This is a genomic window from Synechococcus sp. CCAP 1479/10, assembly GCF_019038515.1.
GTDB lineage: Bacteria > Cyanobacteriota > Cyanobacteriia > PCC-6307 > Cyanobiaceae > Cyanobium.
Window position 1 is genome coordinate 1 of sequence record NZ_JAFKRJ010000051.1, and the last position, 13,910, is coordinate 13,910.

Annotated in this window: 23 protein-coding genes and 1 pseudogene; 8 read left to right on the plus strand and 16 right to left on the minus strand. The window is 67.5% G+C overall.

Translation table 11 applies throughout. From position 1 onward, the window contains the following. The first annotated feature begins 152 nt into the window (after nt 1-152). A complete protein-coding gene (locus KUG39_RS17645; RefSeq protein WP_502988659.1) occupies nt 153-569 on the plus strand; it encodes a DarT ssDNA thymidine ADP-ribosyltransferase family protein in 417 nt (138 codons plus the stop codon). A gap of 3 nt (nt 570-572) precedes the next feature. Next, nucleotides 573-1,310, plus strand: a complete 738-nt coding sequence (locus KUG39_RS16340) for a DarT1-associated NADAR antitoxin family protein (protein WP_216914410.1) — start codon at nt 573-575, stop codon at nt 1,308-1,310. Between the two features lie 137 nt (nt 1,311-1,447). Here the strand turns inward: KUG39_RS16340 and KUG39_RS16345 are convergent, their stop codons facing one another. The 16 genes and pseudogenes from KUG39_RS16345 to KUG39_RS16415 form a co-directional block, all read right to left on the minus strand. Then, nucleotides 1,448-1,999 (minus strand): sigma factor, encoded by a 552-nt coding sequence (locus tag KUG39_RS16345; RefSeq protein WP_216914408.1) that lies wholly within the window; start codon nt 1,997-1,999, stop codon nt 1,448-1,450. Beyond that, entirely contained in the window at nt 1,999-3,612 is a 1,614-nt protein-coding gene (locus tag KUG39_RS16350; protein WP_216914406.1) for a phage terminase large subunit family protein, read from the minus strand. Before KUG39_RS16350 ends, KUG39_RS16345 begins: the two co-directional genes overlap by 1 nt. Next, nucleotides 3,612-4,151 (minus strand): hypothetical protein, encoded by a 540-nt coding sequence (locus tag KUG39_RS16355; RefSeq protein WP_353617359.1) that lies wholly within the window; start codon nt 4,149-4,151, stop codon nt 3,612-3,614. The genes KUG39_RS16350 and KUG39_RS16355 overlap by 1 nt, the downstream gene beginning before the upstream one ends. 488 nt (nt 4,152-4,639) lie before the next feature. After that, nucleotides 4,640-5,344 (minus strand): 3'-5' exonuclease, encoded by a 705-nt coding sequence (locus KUG39_RS16360; RefSeq protein WP_216914404.1) that lies wholly within the window; start codon nt 5,342-5,344, stop codon nt 4,640-4,642. Beyond that, on the minus strand, nt 5,344-5,760 hold the full coding sequence (locus KUG39_RS16365) for a hypothetical protein (RefSeq protein ID WP_216914402.1): 417 nt from the start codon (nt 5,758-5,760) through the stop codon (nt 5,344-5,346). The genes KUG39_RS16360 and KUG39_RS16365 overlap by 1 nt, the downstream gene beginning before the upstream one ends. Beyond that, nucleotides 5,760-5,933 (minus strand): hypothetical protein, encoded by a 174-nt coding sequence (locus KUG39_RS16370; RefSeq protein WP_216914400.1) that lies wholly within the window; start codon nt 5,931-5,933, stop codon nt 5,760-5,762. The genes KUG39_RS16365 and KUG39_RS16370 overlap by 1 nt, the downstream gene beginning before the upstream one ends. Nucleotides 5,934-6,068: 135 nt before the next feature. Then, nucleotides 6,069-6,293, minus strand: coding sequence for a hypothetical protein (locus KUG39_RS16375; RefSeq protein ID WP_216914398.1), 225 nt, complete (start codon nt 6,291-6,293; stop codon nt 6,069-6,071). Between the two features lie 8 nt (nt 6,294-6,301). Then, the gene (locus KUG39_RS16380; RefSeq protein ID WP_216914396.1) at nt 6,302-6,640 is read right to left on the minus strand and encodes a hypothetical protein; all 339 of its coding nucleotides are present in this window, start codon (nt 6,638-6,640) and stop codon (nt 6,302-6,304) included. A gap of 2 nt (nt 6,641-6,642) precedes the next feature. Further along, nucleotides 6,643-7,032, minus strand: coding sequence for a YfdP family phage-associated protein (locus KUG39_RS16385; RefSeq protein ID WP_216914394.1), 390 nt, complete (start codon nt 7,030-7,032; stop codon nt 6,643-6,645). Between the two features lie 23 nt (nt 7,033-7,055). Then, nucleotides 7,056-8,177, minus strand: a complete 1,122-nt coding sequence (locus tag KUG39_RS16390) for an ERF family protein (protein WP_216914392.1) — start codon at nt 8,175-8,177, stop codon at nt 7,056-7,058. Between the two features lie 61 nt (nt 8,178-8,238). Beyond that, nucleotides 8,239-8,943, minus strand: a complete 705-nt coding sequence (locus KUG39_RS16395; RefSeq protein ID WP_216914390.1) for a DUF8644 domain-containing protein — start codon at nt 8,941-8,943, stop codon at nt 8,239-8,241. A gap of 34 nt (nt 8,944-8,977) precedes the next feature. Beyond that, nucleotides 8,978-9,376, minus strand: a complete 399-nt coding sequence (locus KUG39_RS16400; protein WP_216914388.1) for a hypothetical protein — start codon at nt 9,374-9,376, stop codon at nt 8,978-8,980. A gap of 246 nt (nt 9,377-9,622) precedes the next feature. Then, nucleotides 9,623-10,231: a hypothetical protein gene (locus KUG39_RS16405; RefSeq protein ID WP_216914386.1), complete on the minus strand. Its 609-nt coding sequence runs from the start codon at nt 10,229-10,231 to the stop codon at nt 9,623-9,625. A 96-nt stretch (nt 10,232-10,327) separates the two neighbouring features. Next, nucleotides 10,328-10,717: a hypothetical protein gene (locus KUG39_RS17405; protein WP_286193051.1), complete on the minus strand. Its 390-nt coding sequence runs from the start codon at nt 10,715-10,717 to the stop codon at nt 10,328-10,330. Nucleotides 10,718-11,077: 360 nt separating this feature from the next. Next, nucleotides 11,078-11,299: pseudogene (locus KUG39_RS17650) on the minus strand (hypothetical protein); the annotation flags it as partial. Beyond that, nucleotides 11,299-11,511 (minus strand): hypothetical protein, encoded by a 213-nt coding sequence (locus tag KUG39_RS16415; RefSeq protein ID WP_216914382.1) that lies wholly within the window; start codon nt 11,509-11,511, stop codon nt 11,299-11,301. The pseudogene KUG39_RS17650 and the gene KUG39_RS16415, both read right to left, overlap by 1 nt. 69 nt (nt 11,512-11,580) lie before the next feature. On the opposite strand from KUG39_RS16415, the gene KUG39_RS16420 reads away from it, so the two are divergent. From KUG39_RS16420 to KUG39_RS17410, 6 genes are all read left to right on the plus strand, one after another. Further along, entirely contained in the window at nt 11,581-12,348 is a 768-nt protein-coding gene (locus tag KUG39_RS16420) for a PD-(D/E)XK nuclease family protein (RefSeq protein ID WP_216914380.1), read from the plus strand. A 119-nt stretch (nt 12,349-12,467) separates the two neighbouring features. After that, complete coding sequence (locus KUG39_RS16425) at nt 12,468-12,911, plus strand: hypothetical protein (protein WP_216914378.1); 444 nt, start codon at nt 12,468-12,470, stop codon at nt 12,909-12,911. Further along, entirely contained in the window at nt 12,908-13,102 is a 195-nt protein-coding gene (locus tag KUG39_RS16430) for a hypothetical protein (RefSeq protein ID WP_216914376.1), read from the plus strand. Before KUG39_RS16425 ends, KUG39_RS16430 begins: the two co-directional genes overlap by 4 nt. A gap of 4 nt (nt 13,103-13,106) precedes the next feature. Continuing rightward, complete coding sequence (locus tag KUG39_RS16435; RefSeq protein WP_216914374.1) at nt 13,107-13,337, plus strand: helix-turn-helix domain-containing protein; 231 nt, start codon at nt 13,107-13,109, stop codon at nt 13,335-13,337. Between the two features lie 103 nt (nt 13,338-13,440). After that, the gene (locus KUG39_RS16440; protein ID WP_216914372.1) at nt 13,441-13,650 is read left to right on the plus strand and encodes a type II toxin-antitoxin system VapB family antitoxin; all 210 of its coding nucleotides are present in this window, start codon (nt 13,441-13,443) and stop codon (nt 13,648-13,650) included. Further along, nucleotides 13,647-13,871 carry a PIN domain-containing protein gene (locus KUG39_RS17410; protein WP_286193050.1) on the plus strand — a complete coding sequence of 75 codons (225 nt, stop codon included), beginning with the start codon at nt 13,647-13,649 and terminating at the stop codon, nt 13,869-13,871. Before KUG39_RS16440 ends, KUG39_RS17410 begins: the two co-directional genes overlap by 4 nt. The last annotated feature ends 39 nt before the right edge of the window (nt 13,872-13,910 follow it).

The window sequence follows — 13,910 nt, forward strand, 5'->3', positions numbered from 1 at the left end:
GCCGGTGCGTTCCTGCTGGCCGCGCATTCGCTCAGTGCCGTTGGGCCATTCTCCCGCGGCTGGGCTGGTTTTTCAGCAGCCTCCTAGATGAGTATCGATACGATGGGAAGCCTGATCATGTATGCGTATCAGTGTCATTTCCTAATTACCAAATGTTTTACAGATATACCCAGGGTATTACAGTTGATTGGTGCGTTCTTCTGATTGACGTGAGTATTCTTTGGCGACAGAACTGTCTATTCTATCCATATAATGCCGCTACATCCGATCTGTCAAGGCGACCAAGTTCTGAGTTTCAAGGACTTGCCGCCTTTCAGGGTATGTTTTCAAGCACCATTCAAGGGAAGGGCCGCCATTCAGGCCTTCCAGCGTCTTGTCCGACATCTCCCCAAGCTGAAGTACTTGTTCCAACAATGATTACATCATCAGACATTGTCCGTATCGCGTTCTCGAGCGTAGAGACAAAGCAGAAGTATCAACCACTCCTTGATTCAAGGGGAATCACATCGGTTGTATCTCGCGAGCTTTTTTCCCCAAGGCTCGACTGGGAACAATGGAAGAGGGCTTAGAATATGGCAACCCGTCCAGTTTTTTTTGATAATCACCGTGGCTCTTGTCCGGCAACTAAAGAAATTCAGATAGAGTTTGAATGGTACCCAGGATTCTCTGTAGCTCAAAAACAGAGATCGATTGCCTCTCTCCACTCAAGTATCATTAGCACTACGGATCTTCGCAATCCTCTTGAGATCTCCTCCAAATCAGAAACGCCACTTGGCGTTGCATTATCTGCATTCAATCTGCAGCTTCGCTTCCTCTGTGATCCACCATTGAATGCTTCGGTGGAGACCGTTTATCAGGGCAGCAAGATATATGCTGGCCAGAATCGACCTGACAACGATAGATACTTTCTGCAACCACGAGAGGCGCGTCAGCGAGCCCGAGAGCATGAAGCATGTCACGATCTTTCTGGATGGGCAATTGGCAACTACTACTTCAACTTAGATTCCGGCACAGAGTTCTATGATTGGTTGTATCTAGGCGCGCTCTACCAGCAACTTGAACTTCTTCGGCAACTTGTTAACTATGATTGCTTCACCGATATCGAGTTTAACCCCAAAAAGTCATTGGCTTGCCAAGCTCGATCAGCCGCACTTGCCAGATCCGAGTATCTATCCCAAGGCAGTCTATTGCCATATCTGAAGAACGTCGCGGCCTCCAAGGCACGTTCTCCTGACATGGGTGGTGGCTCGGAAGGACAAGTCGCTATTGCCAATAGTGAACCAGTTATGCAGCTTAGCTTTGAGCTATAACTCATATCGCTGAGTTCTTGACCTTCTTTGTCATCGCCTAACATCTAGATGCAGAAGGTGGGAGCAAGAGTTGCCTCCTTGGTTCGAGATCCACTGCCCGCTGCTGAGCTGGGTCGTTCCAGCGATCGCCAGCCGTTTTAGGTCTCGGGCGGCAAAGCCACAACGGTGATCGAGCAGGCCTCCTGAATCTCCTGCCAGCGCTCGGCACTGATGCCGAGCTTTTGGGGCACCTGCGCGGGTACGGTGCCCTGGCGCAGCAGCTTCTGCCCGCTGGCATGCAGATCCCGCCAGGTGGGCGGCACCTTGATCGCGAAGCCCGAATCACGCAGGAAGTGCATGATCTCGCCGTTGGCGTAGGTGCGGCCGTAGGGGCGAAAGGGGCGGCCACCGGCGGGATTGAAGCGCTCGGCGGCCTTGAGCAGCCCGATGATCGCCAACTGGCGCAGATCCTCGAACGGGTGGACGGTGCGGCGGGCGAAGTTGCCGGCGATCGTGTCGGCCAGATCCAGGTGCTGCAGTGCCAGTGCGTGGGAAGCCGCACGGGGGTGCAGAGCTCGGCGGCGGCGCGGTGGTTGCGGTCGCTGCGGCGCTGGCGGGTGCTCACCGCCGGGGTGTGCACCTCCTGTGTGCTCCCCCTGAGGGTGTTCCGCCGCAGGGGACGGATCGAAGAGGGAGAGCTGCCGGACCATCAGCGCGAGAGCAGCAGCGGCACCGGCGCGTCCTGGACGCCAAGGCCTTTCCAGTAGCGCTCCTCCAGCCAGAGGGCGCCGTGGCAGAAGGCATCCGTGAGGTCCTTGCTGCCCTTGGGGAAACGGGGCAGTTCCTCACTGAGCGGTTCGGCGCGGTGATGGAAGGCCACCTGGCCCGATTCCAGCAGCGGCGCGACGGCATGGGCACGCAGCTCCTTGCTGCCGCGGGGCGGGATGGGCAGCAGGCCGCGAATCTTGCGCCGCAGCACCTGAACGACGGCCGGGCCGTTGGCGGCGTCCTCCACCAACACCGCATGGGGCCGCAGGCCCTGCTTGTGCAGGGCGGCGCTGGCGGCGAGCAGGAAATGGATGGTGCCGGGCAGCCCGAGCCGCTTGCGCACTGCCCAGAGCACCTCGATCTCCAGCTTCTGGGGCCCGCCGGGATCCGGAGCCAGCAGGCCCATGAGCACGAAGCCGCAGTAGCAGCTGTCGTCTTCGTCCTTGAAGGTCAGGTCGCAGGAGAGGACGAGCGGCGCAAAGCGGCGGCGCTGCTGCCGCTGGAAGGGCGGCTGGATCCAGGCCCGCTGGAAGATGCCCCCCTTGGTGGGGCTGGGCCGCTGCTGGTAAAGGGCGGACCACCAGAAGGCGCCGGTGCGGTGGCGAATCTTGAGCAGCTCCTGCAGGGGGAAGCGCTCCGGGCACAGGGCCTCCCCCGGCCGGCGCCAGTCGGGCTCAACGGTCACCGAGGGCGGGTAGGCAGGCCGATCACTGGGGTGCTCGGCGATCGCCGGCAGATCCAGCACATGCCAGCCCTGGGGCGCGTCGCCCAGCTCCTCGGCCAGCAACCAGCCGACCATGTCCTCGTGATCCCAGCGGGTGAGGACGATCACCTGGGCCGAGAGGTTGCGCTGCAGGGCGCCGCTGCCGGCGTCGATGAAGGATGGTTCGGCCCGCAGGAACCAGACCGAGCGCAGCCACTCCACGATGCGCGCACGCACCCGGGGGGAGCCGGCGTCGTGGGGGCCCTTGTAGGGGTCATCGATGATTCCCAGCGAGTAGCCCTTGCCGTTGAAGGGGCCGTCCACACCGGCGGCGATGCAGCCGCCGCGCTGGGGTGTCAGCCAGTTGCCCACGGCTGCCGAATCCCTGGAGAGCGGGTTGCCGGTGGCCCTGTAGAAGTGCCGCGCCTCGCGCGAATGGGCGTAGGCCAGTTCGCCCGAGTACGAGGCGATGGCGGCGAACATGTGCGGGTGGCGGTAGACGAAGTAGGCGAGGAAGAGCTTGGAGATCAGCAGCGATTTGCCCAGGCGCGGCGGGCAGGTGACGATCAGGCGCGAGAGCTCGCCATCGGCGATCTGCTGCAGCAGGGCGATGAGCACCCGCGCCCAGCGGTGGAAGCCGTAGGCGGGGAAGGCTTCGGCGATGAAGCCCTCCAGGCTGAGGGGCGCCAGGCCCTGCTGGGCTATGGCGGGATCGCGGAGGCCCAGCAGCCCGCAATCCCGCCAGGGATCGCCGTGGGCGGGGGAAACGAGCAGGCCGCCAGCGGAGATCGCCCCCGGGCGCAGAACTGTCGGGACCGTGGGGACGGAAACCGTGGCGAGAGGGGCGGGCATCAGGCGGCAGTGGGCGGCTTGATCGGCGCGCGCAGCATCCCGGCGATCTCGCAGATCACGCGGTGGGCACCCACGGCGGCGCTGAACTGCTCGGCATCGGCAGCGCGCCGGGCCACGTCCATCAGGGCGTAGATCTGCTCCGCCTGGTGCATGAGGCGGTCGTCCACCAGCTCCTCGACCATCCGCGAGCGCGCCACGCGGAGGTACTTCTTGAGGGTGCAGTAGGAGGACATGCCCCAGAGCAGGGCCGCCTGGTCGCGGATGAACAGGGTGGGCTGCCGTTGGGCCAGCCAGAGCTGGAGTTGCGCCAGGCGTTGCTCGATCTCCGCCCGTGTGGGCCGCGGAGATTGGGTCTGGTGGGGGAACTTGTTGCCGACACCATCGGGAACACCGCGCTTGCGCCTGGGCTTCTGCGGCGCTGGCCAGGCGGGGTTGCCGTCGTCGTCTTCCTGGGGCGCCGAATCGCGCAGGGCCTCGATGGCGGCATCGCGGTAGGAAGCCTCGATCTCGCCAAGGGCCAGCTGCAGGGCGGCACGCACCTGCTGGCGGGGTTCAGCAGTAGCAGGTTCGGTAGCCGTAGCTAGATAGTGATTAGCTAGCCACAGGTTACTGGATTTAGCCAGTAGCGAACAGCAGTGCAGCCGCCAGGCAGCGGTGCGTCAGCGTGTCACGCCGCGCCAGGGCGATGCGAGTCGGTGAGGCCGCTGCGCGGTCACCGACCCTGGCGCTGGCGATGAAAGAGCGCATCGCCACCGCCGGGCTGGGGCGGTTGGGTCACGGCGGCAGGGCGTCTCGCCCGCGGCTGCGGTGGCCCGGCGCCCGCAGGGCGGCTGTGGCCAGGCCCAGCCCCTGGCGGTCCCGCTACTGGGTTAGCGCTCCCTATATGTCAGTCATGGCCGTGGATCCTGGCGTTGATGGGGCCATCGAGCGAGCGGGAGCTGGGCTGCTGGCCCTGTTCGGCGGAGCTTCCCGATGGCCTGCGGGCCCTGGTGATGGTCGGGCGAGGGGCTTTCCTTGCCGCGGGGAATCAGCTGGGCTCCAAGGGGATGACCGGAAACGGCAGGGCCTCGATCTGGGCCGCGGTGCAGCGGCGCTGCCACTGCTTGGCCTCAGGCAGCCAGCGGAACCCGGCCTCTTTGGCCTCGTCCTTGCGGGAGAAGGGCAGATCGGCCGCCACCAGCTGGCGCGGCTGGAGTCCTTCCGCCAGGTGCTCCTCGAGCTGCGGATCGCGCTCCAGGATCTGGGCCAGGTAGATGCAGTCGGTCAGCGCCCGGTGCGCCGCCCAGACCGGAATGCCGTGGGCCAGGGCCAGGGCGGCCAGCGACGGGCTGGGCCGCAGGCCAGCCCAGCTGATGCCCTCGCAGGTGCAGATCCAGGGCTTGCCCTGGTCCTCGGTTGTGGCGAGGCCGGCGGCGGCCAGCCAGCGCTCGACCCAGGGCTGATCGAAGGCGGCGTTGTGGCAGACGACCGCATCGGCGGCGTTGAGCATGGCCCGGAACAGGGCGGCGGCCTCAGGGCGGGGCTGGGGCGCCTGGGTCAGGGCGGCGTCGATGCCGTTGATCGCCTCGGCGCCGTTGGCGGCGACAGGGAAAAGGAAGGAGAGCTGCTGCAGCACCGCCCGGTGGGGCACCGAGAAGAGCACGGCGCCGATTTCGCAGAGCTCATCGGTCTCCACTTCCAGGCCGGTGGTTTCGCAGTCCAGCAGCAGAAGTGTCGAGAGGGGGAGCGCCATCACAGAACAGTTGCGTGGGCGTTGCGCCGATCCGGCCCGCTGCGGATGGCGGCGGTGAGCACCCGCTGGGCCAGCTCCTCGGCATCGACGTGAACGCCCCAGGCCGCCACGACGGTGTCCTTGGTCGCTCGGGTGAAGACCAAGGCGGTGCCGGGCGGGTAGCGGGCGGCGTTGCCGGAGCGGAAGCCCTCGCGGTAGGCCTGGGCGTAGAGAAAGCGGCTCGCCAGCCGGTCCAGCTGGTCAGGGGGCACCGGATTGCGCAACCGCAGCCAGAGCTCCAGCAGCCAGCGAAAGGCGAGGTTGAGCGGGATCGGTGCCACCAGCAGGCGGTGGCGGTAGCAGTCGGTGACCACCAGCCCGTAGTGGCGGGGCAGCAGCTCCTGGGGTGGATGGGAGCGGATCAGCAGGCGGAGCATCAGCGGAAGGGGGTGGGGTGGATGGGGCGGAAGGCGCCGAGCGCGCGGCCGCAGCCAGGGCAGCGGGCGTCCTGGAGCCGCAGCACCTCCCGCTGGCTGGGGTTGAGAAGCCAGAGGCACTCGCGGCACTCCCAGGCGGATGGGGCCGGTGTTGGGGTCGCAGGCGTGCTCATGGGCCGGCACCGCGCACCAGCGGCAACGCCGGCGCTGCCGCCTGCCGGGTTGCGGCCCGCCGGATTTCTTCCTGGAGGGTCTGGTTGTCGGGTCGCAACGGCATGGCGGGCACGGCGAAGGGGAGGGCGGCCTGGCTAGCCCTGCGGGGCGGGTCGTGGCTCATTCCCCTCCAGGGCGGCCAGCAGCTCCTCGATGTGGCCGGCGGCGGCCTCGGCGGGGTCGATCGCCTGGTGGATCACACGCAGGGGTGCCGCCAGCAGCCGGCCGCGGTCATGGTGACCGGCCCAGAATTCGCGCTCGAAAGCATCGAGGACGCGGCGGACGAGCTGCTGATCCGGGGGATGGGAATGGGTTGCCATGGTGCATCTCAGAATGGAACTTCGTCGGCGTAGGAGTTACTAGGAAGTATTCCCAGGTGCGGCCCATCCGGGGATCCAGGCGAGGGAGAGGGTGCGGCCAGGTCGGCAGGATCGCGCAGCTGCACCGTTCGATAGGTGGAGCCACCGCGGGAAGTGTTGTGATACTCAAAGGCCAGGATTCGCACCACGTTCTGCTGCAGGTAGTCGTCGTATTCGCCCTGCTGGCCCAGCAGCCATTCCGCGAAGGCATGAACATCAGAGATTGCGATGGTGAGATTCCCGGAAGCGGCATAGGACTTGCCGGGTTTGGGGGGAAACAGCTTCACCGTGAGCTTGGGAAGGGCCATGGTCAGCCAGCGAGGGGAATCGAGAGTTGGCCGGGCTCCTCACCCCTCAGCCGCAGGTCATCGGGGTGGAACAGGTAGGCCCTGGTGGTGGCCTGCTGCGGTGGTCTGGCGATCACCTGATCACTGATCAGCACCTGGAGGGGAGCGTCCGGGTTGGGCCTGATGCGGATCTTGAGCGTCAGCTCACCGGGCTTGGCGGTGTCGTGGCAGGCCAGCAAGACCCGGGCGAGGGCCTCGCTGAACTGCTGATGCAGCTGGCCCTGGCGGTGCTGCAGCAACCAGCCGGCGGCACCGGTGGGATGGCGGAGCACCTGCTGCAGCAGATCACTGTCGATGTCGCGTGCGGCAGGTGCTGGCGCTCGGCTGTCCAGCTCTGGAGAGGTGGGGCTCATGAGTGAACGATCGCGGGGAAAGATCAGGCGATGGCCGGGGCGAGCTGGATCACCTGCTGCCTGATGAAGGCGGCGTGGTCGGCGGTGCTGATGTAGTCGGAGACCAGGGCCCGGTCCGGCAGGCGGAACTGCTGGCGGAAGGCGCTGACCAGGTGCGGGATGGTCTCTACGGGTAGCGAGCGGATCTCTCCGATCAGCTGCTGCACCTCGGAGGGGGTGAGGGCATGGATCACCCCTTGGGGCTGGGAGGCCTCCACCTGGGCCGGCGCAGGCTCCGCCGCTGGAGAAGGCGCCTGAGAAACCGCCTCCGGTCCACTCGGGCCGGGTGCCTGCTGGGGCAGCGCCGGGGCGGCAGCCGGCGGCGCGGGAGTTGGTGCAGGCCGCGGGCCTGATGGCTGGCTCTGGCCCTGGCTCTGGGCCGGGGCCGGTGGAACGGCACGGCGGCGGCGGGTGGGTGCGGCGGCTGGCGCAGGCGGAGCTGCCAGAGGCGATCCCTGGGGAGAGGGCTGGCTGGTGCTCAGCGGCGGCTGACGCTCCGCCTCACCATCGCTGTCCTCCGCCGCCAGGCAGAGCAACGAGAGGATCTGGTAGCGGCGCAGGTAGGTGACTGTGCCGCCGAGGGAATGCAGGGGGTTGGTGGTGGTGCCCAGCTGCCCCAGCAGCGTGTAGAGGCCCTTGAGTTGGTCGTCCAGCCGCAACCCCGGCTGGCGCGGTGGCAGGGGCGGCAAGGCCGTGTCGCCATCGGCCGGGCGCGGCGGCAGTACGGGCGGCAGGGCGCCGAGGGCCGCCAGGGGCATGTCGATGGGGAAGCGCTGCAACGCCTCTTGCCGCAGCTGATGCACCCGATCCAGCAGCCCCTGGAGGGTGGGGATGGGGCAGGACGAAGAGATCGCGTCGCCGCTGGGCGCGTGGGTGAGCACCGTGCGCAGCAGGCAGGAACCGTCGGGGCCTTCCGCCATGTTCTGCGTCAGCAGCAGGCCCTGATCAAGCAAGTGCGGAGTGATGGCCTCAAGGACGGTTCGCAGATCCGCGAAGGCGCCGTACTTGGCTTCCGACTGCTTGCGGATGGGGCCGACGTTGCGGTGGAAGGCGAGGAGCGAGAGCTCCAGCGATTCCGGATACGAGGACTGTGGTTCAGTAACCACAGGAGAAGAAGAGGCCAAGCCAGTAGTCCTGAAGCTCTGGCCAGTCTAGTAGTAGGGAGCCCTAATGGGCAACGTCTTTGGTGTCTTTCCAGTAGCGCAGCAGGATCAGTGGCCGGAGGCCGCCATCCAGGTCCATCAGCTGGCCCAGCTGCTCCGGCGTCCAGGTGTGCCAGCCGCTGAGCACCATGCGCAGCACATCGAGTTCCTCGGTTCCCAGCGGCGGCATCACATCCGCCGGCTCCGTGGCCGCCACCGCCGCCAGGGACTCCCAGGCCTGGGGCAGCGTCAGGCCGGCCGCCTCGGCGGCGGCCTTGAACAGCGTCACCGCCTCGGCACTGGCCGTCACCGCCTGCTCGAGGCTGGGCAGGGGCTGCTCCCTGGCCCAGGCCGGCGCCTCCAGCTCGCCGATGAAGTGGGAGAAGAAATCCGTGGCGGTCCAGAGCCGGCCGTCCTCATGTTCGATCGGGCGCTGGCGGGCGACCCGCGGCAGCAGCGGATCGTCGGGCTCCAGCCCGTAGTCCTTGCGGGCCAGACGGTCGTTGATCAACCCGAACTGCAGGAACGTCATCGGGTAGGGCTGGGCGATCTTGCCGCGCTGCAGACGGTTGAAGGTCGAGTCGGCCAAGGAGCTGAAGCCGGCCGCCTTGCCCCAGCGCAGGGGGGTGTCGTGGCTCCAGCCGGCCCGCTCAATCCAGGCGGTGATCGTCTTCCCGAAGCGCTCCCGGATGTCCTGGGACAGAAGGCTGTCGGGGTCGGCAGTGGCCATGGTGCGGGCGGAGGGGAGCAGGGAGGGAGAACGGTCAGGCCGCCAAAGGCGGCAGGGCGGCGTCAGGGGGAAGCGGCAGCAGGGCGTCCGGATCGGCCGGCTCCCGCAGCTCCAGCACCAGCCGGGCCCACTGCTCGGGGGTAAGCACCACGCGCCAGGTGCCGCCGCGGAAGCGCACGAAGGTGGCGGCGTGGGCGGCCTTGGCGTGGTGGCGCTGCTGTTCGGCGCTTGCGGGCTTTTCGCGGGCCGCGCGAGCCACGTCCTTCCAGTCGGCGACCTGGAGGACGAAATCATTCAGGCCGTCGAGGTCGCCCTGGTCGTCGAGGCGACCGGCTCCGAGCTTGCGGCGGATGGTCGTTCCCAGCAGCAGGGAGAGAAGTTCGGCAGCTTCCCGTTCGGCGCGGTCGCCGCGCCCCTTGGCGGCATTGGGCATCGTTCCGCAGCGATGGAGCAAGCCTAGCTGGCGCTAAGGAGGATGCTACAGGGCTAAGTTTCCGCTTCTCCTGGTGCCCGGTGGTTGTGGCTCGATACTGACCCCGTCCGTTGCTGCGATACGGGGCTGATGGCCCGTTCGCCTCTGGCCTTGCCGCCCCTCCATTTTGGCCGCGTGGATCCCGGGCCCTCGCAGTGCGGCGGCTCAGGCTGCAGCCAGCTGGGGAAGGAGTCCTGGGTTTCCGGCTCAGGCCGCCGGCTGTGGTGCTGCCGGAGGATCGACCTGGGGTTCGATCTGTTGCAGCGGACCCTCGGGGCTGGAGAGAGTTTCGGCCAGGATGCCGCCCAGGGGCTGCAGGCGCCGCGGGCCGTCTTCCGTTGGATCCGTCTGCTCCGCAGCGGCCTGACGGTCGGCCTGGGCACGCACGCTGTGGCGCACCTCGGCGATGAACCAGGGCGTCGCCTGTGGATCCCCGGCGGCACGGGCCATCAGGGCATCGCGCATCAACCGCTCCGTCTCCTGCCAGGAGGCCAGGCGCTGCTCGTGGAGGCTGGCGACCTGGTCGCGGGTCAGCTCCGAGGCCAGGCCCTGGGCGATCGGCCCATCGGGTCCCCGCAGCCCCCGCGAGGCGGGGTTGTGAGCGGCGGCGCAGTGGCAGATCAGCGGCAGATCACAGCCGGGGATCCGCTGGCCGTTGCAGGTGCGGTCGTAGTCGCCCAGGATCCTGTTGACGAGGCCGTCACCGTTGGCGATCACGCCGGAGTCGTAGCAGGCAAAGCAGGCGCGGCGCGGTCGGCGGAAACCGAGGTCGCGGTTGAGCGCGTGGCGCTTGTGGCCCACCGGTGCGCTGAACATGCTGGCTCTTGCCGTGGTCTAGGGCGATCCTAGTGGTACCTAGCGATCCTTAGCCATAAACGCTGGGCGAGAACTCGTCTGGTGGCGCCATGGCCCTCAGGCGGCGCGGAAGACCTGATAGGCCGGGTGCCGCTGCAGGGCCAGCTCCTGGCGGTGTTGGGCAAGCCAGATGTCGGCGTTGAGCGTCGGCCAGCCCGCCTGGGTCGCCTGCCGCAGGAACCGCGCCGCGCCCTGGTGCCCGGCCCGCTGCGCCACGGCGCTCAGCTCCTCGAGCATCACGGCGAACGCCTGCTGGCTGCGGTTGCCGCCCTTGCCCAACCAGTAGGCCTCAATCCGATCGGCGATGCACTGCAGAGGCAGCGGCAGCGCCTCGACCGGCACCGGCAGATGGGGGGCCACCGCAGGCGGCGGCAGTGGTGGTGGCGGCGGCGGTCCCCAGCAGGGCTCTGGCCAAGGTTCCTCGATGGCGGCGGGCGGCTGAGCCACCCCGGGCGCCTCCCTCGGTGGCTCCGCCGATGCTTTGCCTGCTGTGTGTGGCCCCAGGGCCTCCGGCGCAGAAAGACAACAGGTGGAAAGAGATCTGGAAGCAGGTCCGGGTTCTTGTTCTGGGGTTCTTGTTCCTGGGTTCTTGTTTGTGTCCCCCAAAGGGGGGGTGGGTGGGGTCACCGTTTGGGGGATGGGTGGTGTCCCCTTTTTGGGGGGTGCCCCCTGTTTGGGGTGTCCCCCATCCGGGGGGTGGGTGCCGCCCCCCATGTCGGGGGTGTCCCCCAAAGGGGGGACGGGTGAGCGACGGCAGCGGTACAGGGAGGGCTGGCCGGGTCGTTGCTCACGGATCAGCCAGCCGTGGGCGACCAGCCAGCGCAACGCTGAGAAGACGTCGTCCCGTTTCATGGCGGCCTCCCGCGCCAGGGTCGCGGCCGAGGCCCAGCAACCGTTCGGGCTGCCGTGGCCGTGGCGATGGACCAGGAGGTAAATCAGCAGACGTCCCTTGCCGCCGGGCGCACTGGCGGCATCGAGGAGCTGGTACGGGGCCTGCGCCCAACCGCCAGCTGCGGGGGAGGCGGCCATCAGCGGGCCCCGCTCGGAGTCTCGGCCTTGTGCCGGGAGCGCTGGAAACGCCGCCGGGCCCGCTCGATCTCCCGTCGCTCGTCCTCCATGAGCTGGGCCAGCAGTCGGCGCATGAAGGAGGAGACACCGCGGCGGCCGGCGTGGGAGCGCAGCCAGGCGGCCTGCTCGGGGCTGAGCAGCAGAACGACGGAGGTGCGGGATTGCGGGGTCAAGGGAAGGGACATAACCATGGCTGGACGCTCGAATGGCGTGACGCTAGTGAGGTGGAGTAGGGTTCATACATGGCATGCGCTGATCCAATAGCGTCCGCTACTACCGCTCTCGAAGCTGCGACGTTCGCGGCCACCCCGGCGGCCACCAACGGCGCCGCAGCGGGCTGGTTGGAGCCCCTGGCGATCACTCGCGACGACAGCACCTGGACCTACCGGCTCACCGACTCAGCGCACTGGTTCCCGATCTCCATTACCGGCGTCATCGGCCGGGTCTGCAAGAACGAGGACGCCCTGGCCTGGATCGAGGCCTGGCGGGAGGTGTGGGAGCCGCGCGGCAACACTTGCCATGCCGCGCTGCAGCACTTCGCCCTGCATCGCTGGCAGGCTCCCCGCCACCTCTGGCCGGCGGGGCTTGAGGCCGGCCTCCCGGTCGATCCCTGGGGGCAGAGGTACGGCGCCTACGGCGACTGGATCGCGCCGCTACTGGCCGAGCCCCTCTGGGGGCATGTGCAGGTGGTGGCCAGTGAGCTGATGCTCTACGACCTGGAGCGCAATGTGGCCGGCACCCTCGATCTGCTGCTGCGGTTCCCGGATGGCAGCTACGGCATCGCCGACCTCAAGAGCCTGTCGGAGCGGGGTAAGAAGTACGACACCCGCGCCCAGCTGGGGGCCGGTTTGACGATGGCCGAGCAGCACTACGGGCTGCCGATGGGCCGGGCGCTGACGATCTGGGTCGCGCCAGGCCGTTGCGAGATCAGGACCCACACCGCCGAGGAATGCCGCCGCCGCTGGGTGCGGGTGTTCAACAGCTACGTGCGGGACTGGCGACCCTTTTGACTACTTGCACTAGCGAGCGCTAGGGCATAGAGTGTTTAGCCTAGGTAACTGCTGCTGACGCACTTTGAACGGCCCGCACCTGCCTGGGTTCCTCATTCGTCCCCATCCACCCCGCAGCCATGTCCTCCTCGAACGTCGCCGCGCCGCGCGGCGACACCAGCACCAGCTCGCCCTCTGTTGGGCTGGATCCTCTGGCTTCCTCCTCGGCTTTGGAATGGCCGTCGTCCTTTTCGCTCACGCAGCAGGCCGCTGAAGCCCTCTGGGCCGCCGTCGAGGCCAAGGCCTCCCTGGAGGCGATGAAGCAGCGCCTGGCCGAGGCCACCGCCAGGCTTGATGCCCTGGTGGAGCTGGGGGCCCTGCCGGAGAAGAACCTGCCCACGGTGGGGGGCTTCTGCCTCTACCGCCAGGAGGGCCGGGTGTCGTGGTCGTACCCCGCGTCGATCAAGGAGCTCGAGGGCCAGCTCAAGAAGCGCAAGCAGCTGGCTGAGCAACTGGGGGAAGCGGTCCAGAAGCGCGGCGATCCCTTCTGGACGATCAAGCCCGCCGAGGCACTCGGACAATGAGCCCCGATCCCTGCACCGGCGGCACTGGCCGCCCTGGCGCCGTCCAGGCGGTGGCGATCCACCTGCGCGAATTGCCCAGCACCGCCCTGGAGGCCCTGGTCGATCTGGTCACGGCCTCCGGCCCCGAGGCCCTGATCGAGGCCGTCTCCGCAGAGCTGGTCGCCCGCCATCCCAAACACCTCCGCTCCTGAGGCCATGAACCCCTCCCCCTGGCTGACGGCGCCCCAGGCCGCCGCAGCACTGAGTGTCTCGATCTCCACCCTCTACCGCTGGCGCACCCAGGGGCTGCTGGTGCCCGGTGAGGACTGGATGCGCAAGTGGCCGAGCGGCAAGAGTCCGGTGCTGTATCACGGCGATCGAGTGCAGCGGCGCATCGCCGCCCTCACCGCCCGCAGCGCCGACGAGCTGGAGCCAGTGCTGGGTTGAGGGCCGGCCAACCGGCTCGGGTGGATCTTGCCGGGCCTGCTCTACCCGCCCCGAATGTGTAAGAACGGCCTACGGTTTGCCCATGGGCTGAGATGGCTGGGCCATGCGCACCAACATCGTCATTGACGACGCCCTGATGCAGCAGGCCATGCAGGTCAGTGGGGCCCGCAGCAAGCGGGAGGCCGTGGAACTGGGCCTGCGCACCCTGGTGCGGCTGCAGCAGCAGGGTGAGATGCGGGCGTTCCGCGGGCAGCTTCCCTGGGACGGTGACCTGGAGGCCCAGCGGCTCGATGGGCCCGATGAGCCGGCGTGATCGTCGTTGATTCCTCGGTCTGGATTGACTTCTTCAATGGAGTCAGCACGCCCGAGGTGGAACGCCTCGATGGGCTGCTCGGGGAGACGCCGCTGGTGATCGGCGATCTGATCCTGGTGGAGGTTCTGCAGGGATGCCGCCATGGGCGTGATGTGGCGAAGGCCCGGCAGCTATTCCGTTCGCTGAACCTGCAGCCGATGCTGGAAGGAAGCAACGCCTAGACGGCAGCCGATAACGACCGGCAGCTGCGCAGCAAGGGG

Excerpts from the sequence above, each read along its gene's own strand:
- KUG39_RS17645 (WP_502988659.1), top strand. The coding sequence starts at position 153 with ATGTTTTACAGATATACCCAGGGTATTACAGTTGATTGGTGCGTTCTT.
- KUG39_RS16340 (WP_216914410.1), top strand. The coding sequence starts at position 573 with ATGGCAACCCGTCCAGTTTTTTTTGATAATCACCGTGGCTCTTGTCCG.
- KUG39_RS16345 (WP_216914408.1), bottom strand. The coding sequence starts at position 1,999 with ATGGTCCGGCAGCTCTCCCTCTTCGATCCGTCCCCTGCGGCGGAACAC.
- KUG39_RS16350 (WP_216914406.1), bottom strand. The coding sequence starts at position 3,612 with ATGCCCGCCCCTCTCGCCACGGTTTCCGTCCCCACGGTCCCGACAGTT.
- KUG39_RS16360 (WP_216914404.1), bottom strand. The coding sequence starts at position 5,344 with ATGGCGCTCCCCCTCTCGACACTTCTGCTGCTGGACTGCGAAACCACC.
- KUG39_RS16365 (WP_216914402.1), bottom strand. The coding sequence starts at position 5,760 with ATGCTCCGCCTGCTGATCCGCTCCCATCCACCCCAGGAGCTGCTGCCC.
- KUG39_RS16370 (WP_216914400.1), bottom strand. The coding sequence starts at position 5,933 with ATGAGCACGCCTGCGACCCCAACACCGGCCCCATCCGCCTGGGAGTGC.
- KUG39_RS16375 (WP_216914398.1), bottom strand. The coding sequence starts at position 6,293 with ATGGCAACCCATTCCCATCCCCCGGATCAGCAGCTCGTCCGCCGCGTC.
- KUG39_RS16380 (WP_216914396.1), bottom strand. The coding sequence starts at position 6,640 with ATGGCCCTTCCCAAGCTCACGGTGAAGCTGTTTCCCCCCAAACCCGGC.
- KUG39_RS16385 (WP_216914394.1), bottom strand. The coding sequence starts at position 7,032 with ATGAGCCCCACCTCTCCAGAGCTGGACAGCCGAGCGCCAGCACCTGCC.
- KUG39_RS16395 (WP_216914390.1), bottom strand. The coding sequence starts at position 8,943 with ATGGCCACTGCCGACCCCGACAGCCTTCTGTCCCAGGACATCCGGGAG.
- KUG39_RS16400 (WP_216914388.1), bottom strand. The coding sequence starts at position 9,376 with ATGCCCAATGCCGCCAAGGGGCGCGGCGACCGCGCCGAACGGGAAGCT.
- KUG39_RS16405 (WP_216914386.1), bottom strand. The coding sequence starts at position 10,231 with ATGTTCAGCGCACCGGTGGGCCACAAGCGCCACGCGCTCAACCGCGAC.
- KUG39_RS16420 (WP_216914380.1), top strand. The coding sequence starts at position 11,581 with ATGGCATGCGCTGATCCAATAGCGTCCGCTACTACCGCTCTCGAAGCT.
- KUG39_RS16425 (WP_216914378.1), top strand. The coding sequence starts at position 12,468 with ATGTCCTCCTCGAACGTCGCCGCGCCGCGCGGCGACACCAGCACCAGC.
- KUG39_RS16430 (WP_216914376.1), top strand. The coding sequence starts at position 12,908 with ATGAGCCCCGATCCCTGCACCGGCGGCACTGGCCGCCCTGGCGCCGTC.
- KUG39_RS16435 (WP_216914374.1), top strand. The coding sequence starts at position 13,107 with ATGAACCCCTCCCCCTGGCTGACGGCGCCCCAGGCCGCCGCAGCACTG.
- KUG39_RS16440 (WP_216914372.1), top strand. The coding sequence starts at position 13,441 with ATGCGCACCAACATCGTCATTGACGACGCCCTGATGCAGCAGGCCATG.